Source organism: Pseudomonas sp. SWRI111 (assembly GCF_014268555.1).
Lineage (GTDB): Bacteria > Pseudomonadota > Gammaproteobacteria > Pseudomonadales > Pseudomonadaceae > Aquipseudomonas > Aquipseudomonas hamedanensis.
Map to the genome: position 1 here is coordinate 37,495 of NZ_JABWQQ010000019.1, position 15,331 is coordinate 52,825.

Annotated in this window: 15 protein-coding genes and 1 riboswitch; of the genes, 7 read left to right on the plus strand and 8 right to left on the minus strand. The window is 60.5% G+C overall.

Going from position 1 to position 15,331, the window contains the following annotated elements:
• Positions 1 to 17: 17 nt before the first annotated feature.
• Positions 18 to 246, minus strand: a riboswitch (cobalamin riboswitch).
• 162 nt (positions 247 to 408) lie between these two features.
• Both HU755_RS20550 and HU755_RS20555 read left to right on the plus strand, forming a co-directional pair.
• Positions 409 to 993 (plus strand): hypothetical protein, encoded by a 585-nt coding sequence (locus HU755_RS20550; protein ID WP_186551024.1) that lies wholly within the window; start codon positions 409 to 411, stop codon positions 991 to 993.
• Positions 994 to 1,059: 66 nt separating this feature from the next.
• Complete coding sequence (locus HU755_RS20555; RefSeq protein WP_186635958.1) at positions 1,060 to 2,373, plus strand: sorbosone dehydrogenase family protein; 1,314 nt, start codon at positions 1,060 to 1,062, stop codon at positions 2,371 to 2,373.
• A 133-nt stretch (positions 2,374 to 2,506) separates the two neighbouring features.
• On the opposite strand, the gene HU755_RS20560 is transcribed toward HU755_RS20555, so the two are convergent.
• From HU755_RS20560 to HU755_RS20580, 5 genes are all read right to left on the minus strand, one after another.
• Positions 2,507 to 3,043 carry a C40 family peptidase gene (locus tag HU755_RS20560; RefSeq protein WP_186551026.1) on the minus strand — a complete coding sequence of 179 codons (537 nt, stop codon included), beginning with the start codon at positions 3,041 to 3,043 and terminating at the stop codon, positions 2,507 to 2,509.
• 216 nt (positions 3,044 to 3,259) lie between these two features.
• Positions 3,260 to 3,877 carry a C40 family peptidase gene (locus HU755_RS20565; protein ID WP_186551027.1) on the minus strand — a complete coding sequence of 206 codons (618 nt, stop codon included), beginning with the start codon at positions 3,875 to 3,877 and terminating at the stop codon, positions 3,260 to 3,262.
• A gap of 214 nt (positions 3,878 to 4,091) precedes the next feature.
• Positions 4,092 to 4,796, minus strand: coding sequence for a DnaA regulatory inactivator Hda (hda, locus tag HU755_RS20570; protein WP_186551028.1), 705 nt, complete (start codon positions 4,794 to 4,796; stop codon positions 4,092 to 4,094).
• 205 nt (positions 4,797 to 5,001) lie between these two features.
• On the minus strand, positions 5,002 to 6,075 hold the full coding sequence (locus HU755_RS20575) for an AI-2E family transporter (RefSeq protein ID WP_186620338.1): 1,074 nt from the start codon (positions 6,073 to 6,075) through the stop codon (positions 5,002 to 5,004).
• A gap of 34 nt (positions 6,076 to 6,109) precedes the next feature.
• On the minus strand, positions 6,110 to 7,168 hold the full coding sequence (locus HU755_RS20580; protein ID WP_186635961.1) for a DUF2066 domain-containing protein: 1,059 nt from the start codon (positions 7,166 to 7,168) through the stop codon (positions 6,110 to 6,112).
• 376 nt (positions 7,169 to 7,544) lie between these two features.
• On the opposite strand from HU755_RS20580, the gene purM reads away from it, so the two are divergent.
• The 3 genes from purM to HU755_RS20595 are packed head-to-tail and all read left to right on the plus strand — an operon-like array spanning position 7,545 to position 9,975.
• Positions 7,545 to 8,603 (plus strand): phosphoribosylformylglycinamidine cyclo-ligase, encoded by a 1,059-nt coding sequence (gene purM, locus HU755_RS20585; RefSeq protein WP_186620336.1) that lies wholly within the window; start codon positions 7,545 to 7,547, stop codon positions 8,601 to 8,603.
• Positions 8,603 to 9,253 carry a phosphoribosylglycinamide formyltransferase gene (purN, locus tag HU755_RS20590; RefSeq protein WP_186551032.1) on the plus strand — a complete coding sequence of 217 codons (651 nt, stop codon included), beginning with the start codon at positions 8,603 to 8,605 and terminating at the stop codon, positions 9,251 to 9,253. The genes purM and purN overlap by 1 nt, the downstream gene beginning before the upstream one ends.
• 8 nt (positions 9,254 to 9,261) lie before the next feature.
• Positions 9,262 to 9,975: a DUF3108 domain-containing protein gene (locus HU755_RS20595; RefSeq protein ID WP_186551033.1), complete on the plus strand. Its 714-nt coding sequence runs from the start codon at positions 9,262 to 9,264 to the stop codon at positions 9,973 to 9,975.
• A 181-nt stretch (positions 9,976 to 10,156) separates the two neighbouring features.
• On the opposite strand, the gene HU755_RS20600 is transcribed toward HU755_RS20595, so the two are convergent.
• The gene (locus HU755_RS20600) at positions 10,157 to 11,782 is read right to left on the minus strand and encodes a methyl-accepting chemotaxis protein (protein WP_186635964.1); all 1,626 of its coding nucleotides are present in this window, start codon (positions 11,780 to 11,782) and stop codon (positions 10,157 to 10,159) included.
• Between the two features lie 137 nt (positions 11,783 to 11,919).
• Positions 11,920 to 12,942: an amidohydrolase family protein gene (locus tag HU755_RS20605; protein WP_186635967.1), complete on the minus strand. Its 1,023-nt coding sequence runs from the start codon at positions 12,940 to 12,942 to the stop codon at positions 11,920 to 11,922.
• A 153-nt stretch (positions 12,943 to 13,095) separates the two neighbouring features.
• Here HU755_RS20605 and HU755_RS20610 point away from each other — a divergent pair, with 153 nt between their 5' ends.
• Both HU755_RS20610 and HU755_RS20615 read left to right on the plus strand, forming a co-directional pair.
• Positions 13,096 to 13,512, plus strand: a complete 417-nt coding sequence (locus HU755_RS20610) for an OsmC family protein (protein WP_186635969.1) — start codon at positions 13,096 to 13,098, stop codon at positions 13,510 to 13,512.
• Between the two features lie 61 nt (positions 13,513 to 13,573).
• A complete protein-coding gene (locus HU755_RS20615) occupies positions 13,574 to 14,437 on the plus strand; it encodes a pirin family protein (RefSeq protein WP_186635972.1) in 864 nt (287 codons plus the stop codon).
• Positions 14,438 to 14,571: 134 nt separating this feature from the next.
• Here the strand turns inward: HU755_RS20615 and HU755_RS20620 are convergent, their stop codons facing one another.
• Positions 14,572 to 15,300 (minus strand): dienelactone hydrolase family protein, encoded by a 729-nt coding sequence (locus HU755_RS20620; protein ID WP_186635975.1) that lies wholly within the window; start codon positions 15,298 to 15,300, stop codon positions 14,572 to 14,574.
• Positions 15,301 to 15,331: the final 31 nt, after the last annotated feature.

Below are 15,331 nucleotides of genomic sequence, written 5' to 3' on the forward strand. Positions count from 1 at the left end.
TGGCATCGCCCACCGTGATGCCGCTGGATGGATCAGGCCGGTCTCCGGGCTCATGAGCGGCGTACGCCTGACTGCGCGCCTTCCCGCTTCTTTCGAGGCAGTGGCTCAAGGCGCAGTTTTCACTCATTTACCGTTGCGGGGGCAGCGCCGGGATCGTGATGCGCTTCGCTTGAAGACACCCTCACCGGCTTCCCTGTTTCACTCTGTCGACGCACGTCACAGAGCACCTGAAACAAGCGGCGAAGGTTAGAGGGTTGGGGGTGGAGCGTCAATTAAAGAGGCGTCCGGATGATGAATAACTGCTGCCAATCAATTATCGGCTGGCAATCTTGTGCCAGACTGCGACAAGTGATATCAAAGAGCCATGCTTTTCCGAAAAAGCCCACTACAACAATAAGGATGACGACGATGCAAGGCATGATCATCAGCAACCCGCGCCTGGAATTTCTGCGCCCGGTGCTGGAACGCTGGTTTGACTGTATCGATCGCTACAACACCGTACGCGGCGACAACGACACGCCGTACTGGCACGACGAAAAAGCCAATCTCGGACTGCTCTCGGCAGCGGCGTGGATGGCCGAAATGGTTACGCTGAACGATACGGCCACGCGCAAACAGAACGAAGAAGGCGAGCGCAACGCCCGTGCCGATCTGCTCATTGCCGGCGCCGAAGACCGCGCGTTCATTCAGGCTACGCAACGCTGGCCGAAAGTCAGCAACCTCAACCTGACCCAGGCTCTGCTCGATATCACCTTCGATGCCAGGCGCATCAGCTATGCCAGCGACCTCAAGCTCGGTTGCCTGTTCGTGGCACCGCAAAAAGCTCAGCACAGCGCCAGCCCCGAAGAGTTGCAGGACATGGTCGACGACCTGCAAAAGGAGCATACCTGCGCCGTCGCCTGGTATTTCCCTTACGCCTACCGCAAGTTGCACAGCGAAGCCGGCAACTATCACCCCGGCATCGCCGTCCTGTTCAAGGAAGCCCGCGGTTGAGCGGTTGAACCATCGGGCCTGCGCCCTCCTCTATGTTTAGGAATGCATTCATAGGGAAGATCAGCAATGCGCAAGCCCCAACTCGTTTTCGTCATCGCCCTGGCCGGTGGACTCGCCGCCTGCGGTGAAACCTCCAGCCTGCAAGTCTCCGACGGCACCGGGCCGACACCGAAACTGCCAGAACCGAACAAGACCCTGATCCCGACGGTGAACATCGCCCCGGCCGTCGGCTGGCCCGAGGGTGGCAAACCGACGGCGGCGGCAGGCACACAGGTGGCGGCGTTTGCCGAGGGTCTCGACCACCCGCGCTGGCTTTACGTGCTGCCAAACGGCGATGTGCTGGTAGCGGAAACCAACGCGCCGCCCAAGCCTGACGACAGCAAAGGCATTCGCGGCTGGGTGATGAAAAAGGTCATGGGCAAGGCCGGCGCTGGCGTACCGAGCCCGAACCGCATCACCCTGCTGCGCGATGCTGACCACGACGGTGTCGCAGAAACCCGCACGGTGTTTCTGCAGAATCTTAATTCGCCGTTCGGTATGACGCTGGTCGGCAACGATTTGTACGTAGCCGACACTGATCGCCTGCTGCGCTTCAACTACGAGCCTGGCACCACCGAGATCAAGACGCCGCCAATCAAGGTCGTCGACCTGCCTGGCGGCACGTTGAATCACCACTGGACCAAGAACGTCATCGCCAGCAAGGACGGTAGCAAGCTCTACGTCACGGTTGGCTCGAACAGTAACGTCGGCGAAAACGGTCTGGATCAGGAAGAAGGCCGCGCCGCCATCTGGGAAGTGGACCGGGCAACCGGCAACCACCGCATCTTCGCCTCAGGCATTCGCAACCCTAACGGCCTCGCATGGGAACCCACCAGCGGCGCACTGTGGACGGCGGTCAACGAACGCGACGAGATCGGCAGCGATCTGGTGCCGGATTACATCACCTCGGTCAAGGATGGCGGTTTCTACGGCTGGCCGTTCAGCTACTACGGCCAACACGTCGATGTGCGGGTCAAACCGCAGAACCTCGATCTGGTCGCCAAAGCCATCGTGCCGGATTATGCCGTTGGCCCGCACACCGCCTCGCTCGGCTTGACCTTCGCCGAGGGCAACGCGCTGCCGGCGCAGTTCAAGGAAGGCGCCTTCATCGGCCAGCACGGCTCATGGAACCGCAAGCCGCACAGTGGCTATAAAGTGATTTTCGTACCGTTTACCGGCGGCAAGCCGAGGGGGCAACCATTGGATGTGCTGACCGGTTTCCTCGACAAGGACGAAAACGCGCTGGGCCGCCCGGTGGGCGTGGTGATCGACCAGCAAGGCGGGTTGCTGGTGGCAGATGACGTGGGGAACAAGGTGTGGCGCGTGTCTTCTGCCAAATAACCTGACGCCTGACGCATAACAACTGTAGGAGTGAGCCTGCTCGCGATTGCGGCGTCCCAGTCGACATCTACGTCACAGGTACACCGCAATCGCGAGCAGGCTCACTCCTACATTGGATTTTGTCAGATTTGATTTACGGGTTATGCGCCAACTGCCCCGGTTGCAACACCCGCTTGGCACTCAGATAAGCCTTCTGCCAATAGGCCTTCGACAGGCTGTCGAGCTTCACCGTGCCGCCCGTGGCCGGTGCATGGACGAAGCGCCCTTCGCCGACATAGATCCCCGCATGACTGACCTGCGAACCGCCATTGGTGGCGAAGAAAATCAGGTCGCCGGTCTGCAAGCCTTCCTTGCCGACATTCGGTGCCCGCATGACAATCATTTCGCGGGTCGAGCGTGGCAGCGAAATCCCGGCCGCGTCACGGTAAACGAAACCGATCAGACCGCTGCAATCGAAACCGGAATCCGGCGTGTTGCCGCCCCAGCGATACGGCGTGCCGACCAGACCGAGGGCGCGAAACAGCACATCTTCGGCAGCAGGCGAAAAGGCTTGGGAGGGGCCGAACACGACCGGGGCGCGAACCACCGGCGCAGGAGGCGGCGTACGACTGGCGCAGGCGCTGAGCAGCGCGGCACAAAGAATCAAGGTGAGGCGGGCCGACATCGTCATAAGCAGAACATCCTGATCTGGCTGCGGCTTTCCTGCCGACGGACAGAAAACAAAACCGCCTGCGTCAACACGCAGGCGGTTTGCCATCAATATGATCAAGATTCTAGCGGCTACGCGGCAAACTTCAAGTAAGACTTTAACTTCACCTTGTAAAGTTTGTGTCTACTTCGTTACCGGGAGCCTGATGGTCGCCGCGAACGCAGCGACCTCGGCCGATTACTTGCGAGCAGTGACCACGGTCGGTGCCATGGCGAGTGCACGCTTGGCTTCGATGAAGGTCTTGCTCCAGTAGCTGTCACCCAGGCTGTCGATGCGAACACCGCCGCTGCGACGACTGCTGGAGTGAATGAACTGGTTGTCGCCCAGGTAAATCCCGGCGTGACTGACACGACCGCGACGACCATTGGTGGCGAAGAACAGCAGATCGCCCGGCTCAAGGTTACTGCGCGACACCAGTGGCGCATCGACGTTGATCATTTCGCGAGTCGAGCGTGGCAGGTTCATGCCGGCTTCTTCACGGAACAGATAACCGATGAAACCGCTGCAATCGAAACCGGCTTCAGAAGTACCGCCGAAACGGTAACGAGTACCGATCAGGGACATGCCGCGTTCGAGGATGCTGTCGGCCAGAACAGGAAGCTGATAAGGCTTGCTGCCGTTGAATGCGTTGAGTTCTTTTTCGGTGTCCAGCTCTTCCTGGTAAATAACGGAGGACTGGGCAGTAGCAGAATTTTTAACCTGTTGAGGCTGCTCTTGAACCGGAGAATGAGCAGCGCAACCGAACAACAGGGTGACGAGTGCGAGAGGCACGAGGGGTGCGAAGCGCTTTAGCATGGGCACGACCGTGGCTGATAGTTGTAAAGAAGCCGAGACTATGCCCGCTATCAGCCTCATTTGCAAATTCAATCGATCTTTTTGTGACTTCCCGGTTTCTCGTTTACATCTAAGCGCTTAAGCCCGTTTGGGCCGTTTGGCAGCCTTCACAGCATGCGCGACAGCGGATTTTCTGGCGCCTGGAATATGCCGGATCGCGCTGAAAGCCGCGCCGTTACCAGCCCAGCGTTTCCTTGAGAAAGGGAATGGTCAGTTTGCGTTGTGCCTGCAACGAGGCCTGATCGAGCTGTTCGAGCAGCTCAAACAACGCACTCATGCTGCGAGTGCCGCGGGTCAGAATGAAATGCCCGACCTCGTCGGTCAGGTGCAGACCACGCCGCGAAGCCCGCAATTGCAGCGCACGCAGTTTGTCTTCATCGGAGAGCGGACGCATCTGGAAGATCAGCGCCAGGGTCAGGCGCGATTTCAAGTCCGCGAGCTTGACCGGCAATTCGCGCGGCGACGTGGCGGCGGCAATCAGCAGACGCCGACCGCTGTCACGCAGTCGGTTGAACAGATGGAACATCGCCTCTTCCCAGTCCGCCTTGCCGGCGATCACCTGCAAGTCATCCAGGCAGACCAGTTCGTACTGTTCAAGGTTGTCGAGGATTTCGACGCCGCGATCCATCAACTCGGCCAGCGGCAGATACACCGCCGGTTCGCCCATTTGTTCGAAACGCAGGCACGCCGCCTGCAACAGATGCGTACGCCCTACGCCGTGCTTGCCCCACAGGTAGATCAGACTTTCTGTCCAGCCGGCGTCGGCTTCGCATAGGCGCTCGACATAGCCGAGTGCAGCGGCATTGGCGCCTGGGTAGTAGTTGATGAAGGTGGCGTCGTCACGCAGACGCACACCTAGGGGCAGCTGAATCGGTTTCATGCTGACTGAACAGTTCCCAAGGAACCGTTAGTGGCCTCTGTGTAAAGTTTGCGAAGTTTATACCCGTGAAGCTGAGCGCACAATGCGACAGAGTCCAAGCAAAATCAAAGGTTTGCGTTAACACACTGGTTTCATGAAGATTCTCTGACGCCAGCGCCCGCAGGACGCGGGCCAGCCCGACGATTCGCCGGGCCGCCCTGCGCCCTTACAACTGCGGCTCGTCCACACCGCTGTAAATGTCCGAGTCCTTGTACAAGTCGTGCACATGACGCACCAGCACCATGATCACCGCCGCGACCGGCAGCGCCAGCAGCACACCGGTAAAGCCGAACAGCTCGCCGCCGGCCAGAATCGCAAAGATCACGGCGACCGGGTGCAGGCCGATGCGGTCGCCGACCAGCAACGGTGTCAGCACCATCCCTTCCAGCGCCTGGCCGACCATGAACACCGCGACAATCCCGATCATCGGGTACAGGTCGCCACCGAACTGGAACAACCCGGCAATCAGCGCCGCGCCAATTCCGATCACAAATCCCATGTACGGCACGATCGCCGCCAGCCCCGCGATGAGGCCGATCAACAGCCCCAGCTCAAGGCCGACGATCATCAGGCCGGCAGCATAGATCACCCCAAGCGCAACCATCACCAGCAACTGCCCGCGCACAAACGCGCCGAGGACTTCATGGCACTCACCGGCGAGCGAAACCACGCGCGCTTCGCGATCACGCGGCAACAGGCTGCGGATCTTGCCCATCATCACGTCCCAGTCACGCAGCAGATAAAAACTCACTACCGGGATCAGCACCAGGTTCGCCAGCCAGCCGATCAGCGCCAGGCTCGACGCCGTCGCCTGACTCAGCACCACACCGACGATGTCAGTGGTCTGCCCCATGTGCTCGCTGATTGCCGCCTTGACCTTGTCGAACTTCCAGAAGCCGTCCGACAAGCCCAGCTTCGCCTGCGCCCACGGCACAGCGCTGTGCTGCAACCAGTCGAGCATTTGCGGCGCCAGCTCATAGAGGCGTAGCAACTGCTTGGCGAGCATCGGCACCAGCACCAGCATCAACGCCGTGACGATCAAGGTGAACAAGGCGAAGACCGAAATCACGCCCCAGGTCCGGGACAGACCGAGTCGCTCCAGGCGATCGACCAGCGGGTCGAACAGGTACGCGAGCAGCAACGCCACCAGAAACGGCGTGAGGATCGGGTGCAGCAACCATACAAACGCGCAAAGCAGGACTACCCCACCGAGCCAGAACCAACGCCGCGTATCGGCCATTTACCACTCCTGATGCTTCTATATAAGGAAAGACTTACCAGCGAAACCGCAAGGACGGCGCCGCCGCTGTCGGGGTTGGTGGCGTAACCGCGGGCGCACCCTCAACCGCAGGCTGCGCAGGCGCCACCGGAGCCGGTGCTTCGGCAGGCAGCTCCTGCAACTTCGCCAGCGACAACTGCGCACGCATCTGCTCGGCACTGCCATTGACTCGATACACGATACGATCGCCATCGACACTTTGCAGACGCACGCCAAACGGTTCGAGTAACCGCAACAGCGCCGCGTAGCGTTCAAGATTCATCCCTTGCACCTCCAGCGTCTGCTGGCCCGACGCGCCGGGTCTGGCGGCGAAGCGCGGCGCCAGCCGTTCGGCGACCGCCAGCATCACCGCATCGGCAACGGCGGCCTGATCGGCGCCCTGCACGCTGCCCGCCTCTTTCTGCTCGCCCAGCCACAATTGCCATTTGGCTTGCCACTGGCCGCCGTCCTCACGTGCATGCACCGCAAGCAAGGCGTCGGCGTTATAGCGCTCCGATGCGCTGCGCAAAGTCGCCGGATCCGCGCCGTCCAGCACCGGCGCCGTCGCCACCAGTTGCTCGCTCAGATCCGCCAGCGGCAAGCGCAACGGCAAACCGCGATGTTGAGCCGCCGTGCGCAACGGCGCGGCGGCCGCCTGACCATCACCGACCAGGCTCGAACTGTCTGCCGAGTCATTCAGCCACCAGCTCAGAATCGACGGACGACTGGCGCCCCACAGCGACAGCCCCGCCCGGCGCAGTGCCTGTTCGGTGCTCGCCGGATCGAAATCGACCTTCAGCACCTCCGGCGGTCCGGCGTCAAAACCGTATTGACTGATGATCTGCTGCGGATCCTTGCGAATCGCCGCCAGACCCGGGTTCTGCGCAGCCTTCGGATCGCCGGTCAGACGCAACACCAGCGTATCGAGCGCCGCCTGCGTGGCGCGGTCGCGCTCTTGCGGCGCCTGGCCGCTGACCGGCTGACGCACTTGATAAAGGCCTTTGAGGTTTTCGGCGTGACCCGCCAGGCTGACCAGAGACAAGCAACCTACAAGCAACAATTTACGCAAACGCATGGAGTATTCCCGTCGACAGGAGCGGCTGGAACAGGCCGCGTGAACCGATTGAGCAAGGCTTGTGACCTTCAGCCGTTGCAAAACATTCACACGGCGGCGGTAAGTTTTTGCACAGTGATAACGATAGACGGTTAATTGCCACACCTTATACAGGCAGTAACAGGGCTCAATTGCAAAAAATTTCCGTGGATTATGGCCCTGCCCGTCGGTGCGAGGATGGCCGCTGCCCCTCAAGCCTGATAAAATCGCGCGCCTTCGCAGACCGGCAACAGCCGTGCACCTCGAAACTCGCGTGAGGCCATCGCCCCATCGGTTTCGACGTTCGCGCTGAACTCGGTCGTTACCCCCTGAATCCCCTCCCCTAAAGGCCTGGATCATGAGCAAGCAACCCTCCCTGAGCTACAAGGACGCCGGTGTAGACATCGACGCCGGTGAAGCATTGGTCGAACGCATCAAGAGCGTCGCCAAGCGCACTGCGCGCCCGGAAGTCATGGGCGGCCTGGGCGGTTTCGGCGCCCTCTGCGAGATCCCGGCCGGCTACAAGCAGCCTGTGCTGGTGTCCGGCACCGACGGCGTCGGCACCAAGCTGCGCCTGGCGCTGAACCTGAACAAGCACGACAGCATCGGCATCGACCTGGTCGCCATGTGCGTCAACGACCTGGTGGTCTGCGGTGCCGAGCCGCTGTTCTTCCTTGATTACTACGCTACCGGCAAGCTGAACGTCGACACCGCCGCTCAGGTGGTCACCGGCATCGGCGCTGGCTGCGAACTGTCGGGTTGCTCGCTGGTTGGCGGTGAAACCGCTGAAATGCCAGGCATGTACGAAGGCGAAGACTACGACCTGGCCGGTTTCTGCGTCGGCGTGGTGGAAAAATCGGAAATCATCGACGGCTCGAAAGTCGCCACCGGTGACGCCCTGATCGCCCTGCCATCGTCCGGTCCGCACTCCAACGGCTACTCGCTGATCCGCAAGATCATCGAAGTGTCCGGCGCCGACATCGAAAACATCCAGCTCGACGGCAAGCCGCTGACCGATCTGCTGATGGCCCCGACCCGCATCTACGTCAAGCCGCTGCTCAAACTGATCAAAGACACCGGCGCAGTCAAGGCCATGGCCCACATCACTGGCGGCGGCCTGCTAGACAACATTCCGCGCGTTCTGCCAAAAGGCGCCCAGGCAGTTGTCGACGTCGCCAGCTGGACTCGCCCGGCGGTCTTCGACTGGCTGCAAGAGAAAGGCAACGTTGACGAAACCGAGATGCACCGCGTGCTGAACTGCGGCGTCGGCATGGTCATCTGCGTGGCGCAGGAACACGTTGAAGTGGCGCTGAGCACCCTGCGTGACGCCGGCGAACAGCCATGGGTCATCGGGCAGATCGCTGCAGCGGCCGAAGGCGCTGCCCAGGTCGATCTGAAGAACCTTAAGGCTCATTAATGTCCGCAACCTGTGATGTCGTGGTGTTGTTGTCCGGCACCGGCAGTAACTTGCAGGCTCTGATCGACAGCACGCGAACCGGCGACAGCCCGGTTCGCATCGCTGCGGTGATTTCCAACCGCGCCGACGCCTACGGCCTGCAACGCGCCCGCGATGCGGGCATCGCCACCCGCTCGCTGGATCACAAGACGTTCGAAGGTCGCGAGGCCTTCGATGCCGCGCTGATCGAACTGATCGACGAATTCCAACCGAAACTGGTGGTGCTGGCCGGTTTCATGCGCATTCTCAGCGCAGATTTCGTCCGCCACTATCAGGGTCGCCTGCTCAACATTCACCCGTCGCTGCTGCCCAAATACAAAGGGTTACACACTCACCAACGGGCGCTGGAGGCCGGCGACACGGAACACGGCTGCTCCGTGCACTTCGTTACCGAGGAACTCGACGGCGGACCACTGGTCGTACAGGCAGTATTACCGGTAGAGTTGCACGACACGCCGCAGAGTCTGGCGCAGCGAGTGCATGTTCAGGAACACCTGATCTACCCGATGGCCGTACGCTGGTTTGCCGAAGGCAGGCTGGCACTCGGGGAGCACGGTGCTTTACTCGACGGTCAGTTACTCGCGGCCAGCGGCCACTTGATTCGACACTAGGAGATATTATGCGTCGCGCCCTGCTCTTCGCTTGCGCTCTGCTCGCCCTGCCCTTTGCGCAGGCAGCGGACCTTCAACCGTTCTCCGCCAGCTACACCGCCGACTGGAAACAGCTGCCCATGAGCGGCACTGCCGAACGCAGCCTGACCAAGGAAGCCAATGGCGTCTGGAAACTCAGCTTCAAGGCGTCGATGATGATCGCCAGCCTGACCGAAGAAAGCACCCTGACCCTGGACAAGGACACCTTGCTGCCACAGTCCTACCACTTTGAACGCGGTGGTCTGGGCAAAGCGAAAAAGGCCGACCTGGATTTCGACTGGGCCAACAAACTGGTCACCGGCACCGACCGTGGCGACCCGGTGAAGATCCCGCTGAACCGTGGCATGGTCGACAAGTCCACCTATCAACTGGCGCTGCAACATGACGTGGCCGCCGGCAAGAAGACCATGAGTTATCAGGTGGTCGACGACGGCGAAGTCGATACGTATGACTTCCGCGTGCTGGGTTCGGAAAAAGTCGAAACCAAGGCGGGTCAGATCGAAGCGATCAAGGTCGAGCGCGTGCGCGACCCGACGCAAAGCAAGCGCATCACCGTCCTGTGGTTCGCCAAGGACTGGGATTACCTGCTGGTGCGCCTGCAACAGGTTGAAACCGACGGTAAGGAGTACAACATCATGCTCCTCGACGGTACGGTCAACGGCAAGGCTGTCAAAGGCAGCTGATCCGAAGCAAGAACAAAGAGCCCCGCGAATGCGGGGCTTTTTTTCGCCTGAACATCCAACTGGAGCCGGACGCCACCTTGTAGGAGTGAGCCTGCTCGCGATAGCGGACCGTCAGGCAGCACATCATCGAATGTCAGAAAGCAATCGCGAGCAGGCTCACTCCTACAAAGGGCAGCGCTGCTTAGACTGAAAACCTCGCCACCAGCGCATTCAAATCCACCGCCAGCCGCGACAACTCCTGACTCGCTGCACTGGTCTGATTGGCCCCCGCCGACGTCTGCGTCGCCAGATCACGAATATTCATCAGGTTGCGATCCACTTCCCGCGCCACCGCTGCCTGTTCTTCCGAGGCGCTGGCAATCACCAGGTTGCGCTCGTTGATCAGCGTAAACGCCGAGGCGATTTCCTCCAGCGCAGCTCCGGCCTCCTGGGCCAGCGCCAGTGTCGAACGGGCCCGGGCATTGCTCTGCTGCATCGAGCTGACCGCCGAATCGGTGCCCTGTTGAATGCCGCCAATCATCTGCTCGATTTCCTGCGTGGACTGTTGGGTACGATGGGCCAGCGCGCGCACCTCATCGGCCACCACCGCAAATCCGCGCCCGGCATCACCAGCCCGCGCCGCCTCGATCGCCGCGTTCAGGGCCAACAGGTTGGTCTGCTCGGCAATCGAGCGGATGACATCCAGCACCTTGCTGATGCCATGAACCTTTTGCGCCAGATCCTCCACCCGGGCCGCGTTATGGGTCACGTCCTCGGCAAGGAATTCGATCGACGACACGGTCTGCTGCACTTGCTCGCGGCCATGCTGGGCAATGCGATCAGACTCGCGGGAGGCTTCGGAGGTGGCCACAGCGTTGTTCGCCACCTCCTCGACCGCCGCCGTCATCTGGTTGACCGCAGTAGCCGCCTGTTCGATTTCCTGACTCTGCTGGTGCAGACCGCGCGTGGCGTCTTCGGTGACGCTGCTCAGCTCCTCGGCGGCCGAGGCCAATTGAGTGGACGACTCGGAGATTCGCCGGATCGTATCGCGCAAGTTGTGCTGCATGCTCTTCAACGCTTGCAGCAGGCGCGCCGGCTCATCTTTGCCAGCGATATGAATGTCGCCGGTGAGATCACCACCGGCCACAACTTCAGCCACGCTGAGCGACTGCGACAATGGCACGACGATGCTGCGGGTGAGCAGCAACGCCAACCCAATGGTAATCAGCGCAGCCACTGCAATCATCACCCCGACCCAGACCCGTGAATGGTTGAACACCTGACGTGCCGCCTCGGTGGCTAGATTGGCATTCTGCTTGTTCAGATCAACCAGTTCGCGCAGGGTGACGGCGATCTCGTCGGCCAGCGCGCTCATCTGCTCGTTGAGAATCGTTGAAGCTTCGGCTACTCGGTTCTGCCCCGACAGCTGCACCACCTGCGCTTGAAGCTCAAGGTACTTGTGTTCGGCGACCTTGAAGCGATCGAACAACGCTCGCTCTTCAGGCAAGGCGATAAGCCCCTCATAACGTCGCTGCGTGTCGGTCAGACCATTGCGCAGCTCGTTGAGCTTGGCAACGTTCTGCTCAAGCGCCTTGGGGTCTCGATTGAGCAGCAGGCGCATGGTCAATGCGCGCAGACGCAGCATGTCCTGACTCATGTCCCCGACCGCCATCACGCTCGGCAGCCAGTTGTTGTCGACCTCATCGGACTGCGCGCGCATGTTCGACATTTGCAGCAGAGCGAACGCCCCAAGGGCGAAGACCATCAACGCCAACAGGCCAAACCCCACGCCGGCGCGCGGGGCAATATTGAAATTACGGATGTTCATGACACTGGCTCCTTCCAAAGACGCTGCATCAGCCTGCAGCGGGTTGCTTTAGAAGGTATCGGCACTGCCCTGAAATTGCGTAAGACGAAAAGGCGATAGGGAGACGAACGGCTAGTTCGAACCGGAGAACTCGACGTTCAGCGCTGATCAGCGGTTTTGCCTGTATTGCGAGGCAATATCGCCAGGAAGTTGTCCCTTGCAACTTTCCGCGCCACCGCTTCCGGCAGCGCATCGAGAAACGGTCGGTAGCTGTGCATTTCCTGACCGAGCTTGTTGAACCGTCCCACCACGTCAGAGCCGAGCATAAAGCGATCCGGATACTTTTCCACCAGCGCCAGCCATTCCGCGCGAGGCTTGCCCTGCTCGTCCAGCAGATACGGCGTGAGCATGCTCCACGACAGGTCGATAAACAGATTCGGATAGGCTTCCAGCAAGCGTGTCAGGGTCGGCAGCAGAAACGGCAACTGTGTCTGGTGCCGATGGATTTCGGCGCTGGTGCCCGCGTGCGCCCAAATGAACCGGGTGTGCGGATGGTTGCGCAGGGGCTCCTCTACTTCCTTCAGGTACAGCGGATTTTTCTCACGCTTGGAAGTGATATTGGAATGCAGCATGACCGGCAGATCGTTCTCGGCGGCCAGGTGATAAATCCTGGTCATCGCTTCATTGTTGGCCCGCGGCGTGTCACCTGAGGTCAGCGCCGTCAGGTCGTCATGCCGGGTGAACACTTCGCCAATGCCCTGCCACAACCCCGGATACAAATCGAGCATGCGCTGAATGTGCGCGGCGGAATTCTTGTCGTTGGGATTGAAACCGGAAAGAAACGGATGAAAGTACTGGCGCTGCTCAGGCGGGAGTTTTTGCACCGCATCGGCCACGATGACATCAGTGGCGCTGTACCAATAGGCATCGGCATCATCACCCGCGTAGTAGCGAGGACGCTTGGGCTCGTCTTCGTGCCATTTCTTCGCCACGGGGATGCCGGAAATCATCACGTGTTCGATGGAGTTCTCTTGCATGGCCGTCAGCAATTTCTGCATGCCCGCGGTTTCCTGGAAAAAATCCACGTAATGCAGATGCGCATCGCTGTAGGTGTATTCACGGGCGCTGGCACTGGCGGCAAACGCCAGCAGGCAGGCGAGACTCAAACGGGACAAGGACACAAGTAATCTCCGGCAGATGGGCATAGCCTAGACCGCGCCCGGACGACAAGGGTTCATCCCTCAGGGAAAGCGGAACGCGTACCGGTGGGAATGTTCTATAACTGCAAGACCCTGTTCCCTCGAACGACTCTTCCTACTGCCTGTGAGGTTCCCATGACTGTTACCGTCAATACCGTCTCTGCCGAAGGTTTTCGTCACACCGTGCAGATCGATGACCACGAATTATTTGCCGACGTGCCGAAGACGGCCGGCGGCGAAGGTACCGCGCCCGAGCCACACGATTACTTCGATGCTGCGCTCGGCGCTTGTAAAGCGCTGACCCTGAAGATGTATGCGAAGAAGAAAGACATTCCGCTGACCGGCGTCGGTGTCGAAGTAAAACGTGACAGCAGCGAAGAACAGAAAGGCAAATATGCGCTGCACGTCACCCTTACCCTCAAAGGCGTTCTGACCGACGCCCAGCGCGAAGAGCTGCTGCGCGTCGCCGATCGCTGCCCGATTCACAAGCTGATGACCACCAGCGAAGTGACCATCGAAACCCATGCGCCTCAAGGCTTTGACAGCCAGTAATCCTCCTGTTGCCAGCGGCGGGTTATGCTTCTGGCATTACCCGCTCAGCCTGGAATACCCCATGGACACGCAACCCCTGATCATCCGCCCGCGCGCCGAAGACGTCGAAGGCCAGCCGATTCTGCGCCCGCTGCCGTCAGCCAGATGCCGCAGCGTTGGCCCATTCGTGTTTTTCGACCACATGCTCGAAACGGTTTATCCGTCGGGCAAAGGCATGGACATCCGACAGCACCCGCACATCGGCCTGTCGACCCTCACCTATTTGTTCCAGGGGCAGTTGCAGCACAAGGACAGTCTTGGCTCCGATCAGGTGGTCAGCGCTGGCGATGTCAGCTGGATGACTGCCGGCAGCGCGATTGCCCATGTCGAGCGCACGCCTGTGCCACTGCTCGCCGAAACCTTCACTCTGCACGGCCTGCAAGTCTGGCTGGCCTCGCCCAAAGAACATGAGCAGGGCCCGGGGCATTACAGCCATCACCCGGCGGCAACATTGCCGGTCAGCGATAACCTCGGCGTGCAGATTCGGATGATTGCCGGGTCGGGCTTTTGCCTGGAATCGCCGGTACCAGTGCTTTCTCCTACGCTGTACGCCGAAGTGAAGATGCAAACCGCGACCACACTGCTGATTCCGACCGAGCATGCCGAGCGCGCAGTGTATGTGTTGAGTGGTGATGCACAGTTGAATGGCGAAGCGATCGAGCCGCATGCACTGGTGGTGCTGCCCGCTGGCGAAGAAATGAGTCTGTTTGCCGAAAGCGATGTGCACGCCGTGGTGTTTGGCGGCGCGCCGCTGGACGGGCCGAGGCGGATCAACTGGAATTTCGTTGCCAGTGATCCGGCGGCGATTGATGAGGCACGGCGCAAGTGGGCGGCCAGGGATTGGCCGACGGTGCCGGGGGAAGTCGAGCGGATTGAACTGCCCTGAGATCTCCATCGTCTGGAAAATTGTTATCGCGAGCAGGCTCACTCCTACAGAGGAACGCATTCCAATTGTAGGAGTGAGCCTGCTCGCGAAGAGGCCCTTACAGACACTGCACAAGCCAGCGTCTGGAAGCAAAATCAGCCCTTGAACACCTCGTCCAGCAAATCATGCATCGACTTGAACGCCCGCTTGGCGGTCTTCTCGTCGTACATCATCTTGCCCGGCACATTGGCGTGCGGATCGGTAAACGAGTGCACCGCACCGCCGTAGCTCAGCAGTTGCCAGTCCACGCCCGCCGCATTCATTTCATCTTCGAACGCTGGCAGTTGCTCTTTCGGCACCAACGGATCGGACGCGCCATGCAGCACCAGCACCGCCCCCTTGATGTTCTGCGCATCCGCAGGGTTCGGTGAATCCAGCGTACCGTGGAACGACACCGCCGCTTTGACCGGCGCGCCGGTACGCGCAAGATCCAGCGCGCAGCAGCCGCCGAAGCAGAAACCGAACACCGCCAGTTTCGAGGTATCCACCGCCGCCTCGCCCTGCGCTTGCAACTGCTCGAAGGCCACTTGCAGACGTTGGCGCAGCAGCGCACGGTCGTCCTTGAGCGGCATCATCGCGGCAAGCGCCTGATCGGCGTTTTGCGGACGCACAGCCTGACCATAGACGTCAGCGATCAATACCACGTAGCCCTTGGCCGCCACCGATTTGGCGATCTCTTCGGCACCGGCGCTGACGCCCATCCAGTTCGGCGCCATCAACAAACCCGGGCGCGCGCCTGCGTGCCCGGTGTCGAACGCCAGCCGACCTTCATAAGGCTGACCATCAATCTGATAGACCACGGAACGTACAGTGACTTGGCTCATTTCTGACTCCTGATTGCTTAAACACCAGAAT

Bases quoted from the DNA above. Each gene is read 5' to 3' on its own strand.
- HU755_RS20550 (WP_186551024.1), top strand. From the start codon at position 409: ATGCAAGGCATGATCATCAGCAACCCGCGCCTGGAATTTCTGCGCCCG.
- HU755_RS20555 (WP_186635958.1), top strand. From the start codon at position 1,060: ATGCGCAAGCCCCAACTCGTTTTCGTCATCGCCCTGGCCGGTGGACTC.
- HU755_RS20560 (WP_186551026.1), bottom strand. From the start codon at position 3,043: ATGACGATGTCGGCCCGCCTCACCTTGATTCTTTGTGCCGCGCTGCTC.
- HU755_RS20565 (WP_186551027.1), bottom strand. From the start codon at position 3,877: ATGCTAAAGCGCTTCGCACCCCTCGTGCCTCTCGCACTCGTCACCCTG.
- hda (WP_186551028.1), bottom strand. From the start codon at position 4,796: ATGAAACCGATTCAGCTGCCCCTAGGTGTGCGTCTGCGTGACGACGCC.
- HU755_RS20575 (WP_186620338.1), bottom strand. From the start codon at position 6,075: ATGGCCGATACGCGGCGTTGGTTCTGGCTCGGTGGGGTAGTCCTGCTT.
- HU755_RS20580 (WP_186635961.1), bottom strand. From the start codon at position 7,168: ATGCGTTTGCGTAAATTGTTGCTTGTAGGTTGCTTGTCTCTGGTCAGC.
- purM (WP_186620336.1), top strand. From the start codon at position 7,545: ATGAGCAAGCAACCCTCCCTGAGCTACAAGGACGCCGGTGTAGACATC.
- purN (WP_186551032.1), top strand. From the start codon at position 8,603: ATGTCCGCAACCTGTGATGTCGTGGTGTTGTTGTCCGGCACCGGCAGT.
- HU755_RS20595 (WP_186551033.1), top strand. From the start codon at position 9,262: ATGCGTCGCGCCCTGCTCTTCGCTTGCGCTCTGCTCGCCCTGCCCTTT.
- HU755_RS20600 (WP_186635964.1), bottom strand. From the start codon at position 11,782: ATGAACATCCGTAATTTCAATATTGCCCCGCGCGCCGGCGTGGGGTTT.
- HU755_RS20610 (WP_186635969.1), top strand. From the start codon at position 13,096: ATGACTGTTACCGTCAATACCGTCTCTGCCGAAGGTTTTCGTCACACC.
- HU755_RS20615 (WP_186635972.1), top strand. From the start codon at position 13,574: ATGGACACGCAACCCCTGATCATCCGCCCGCGCGCCGAAGACGTCGAA.
- HU755_RS20620 (WP_186635975.1), bottom strand. From the start codon at position 15,300: ATGAGCCAAGTCACTGTACGTTCCGTGGTCTATCAGATTGATGGTCAG.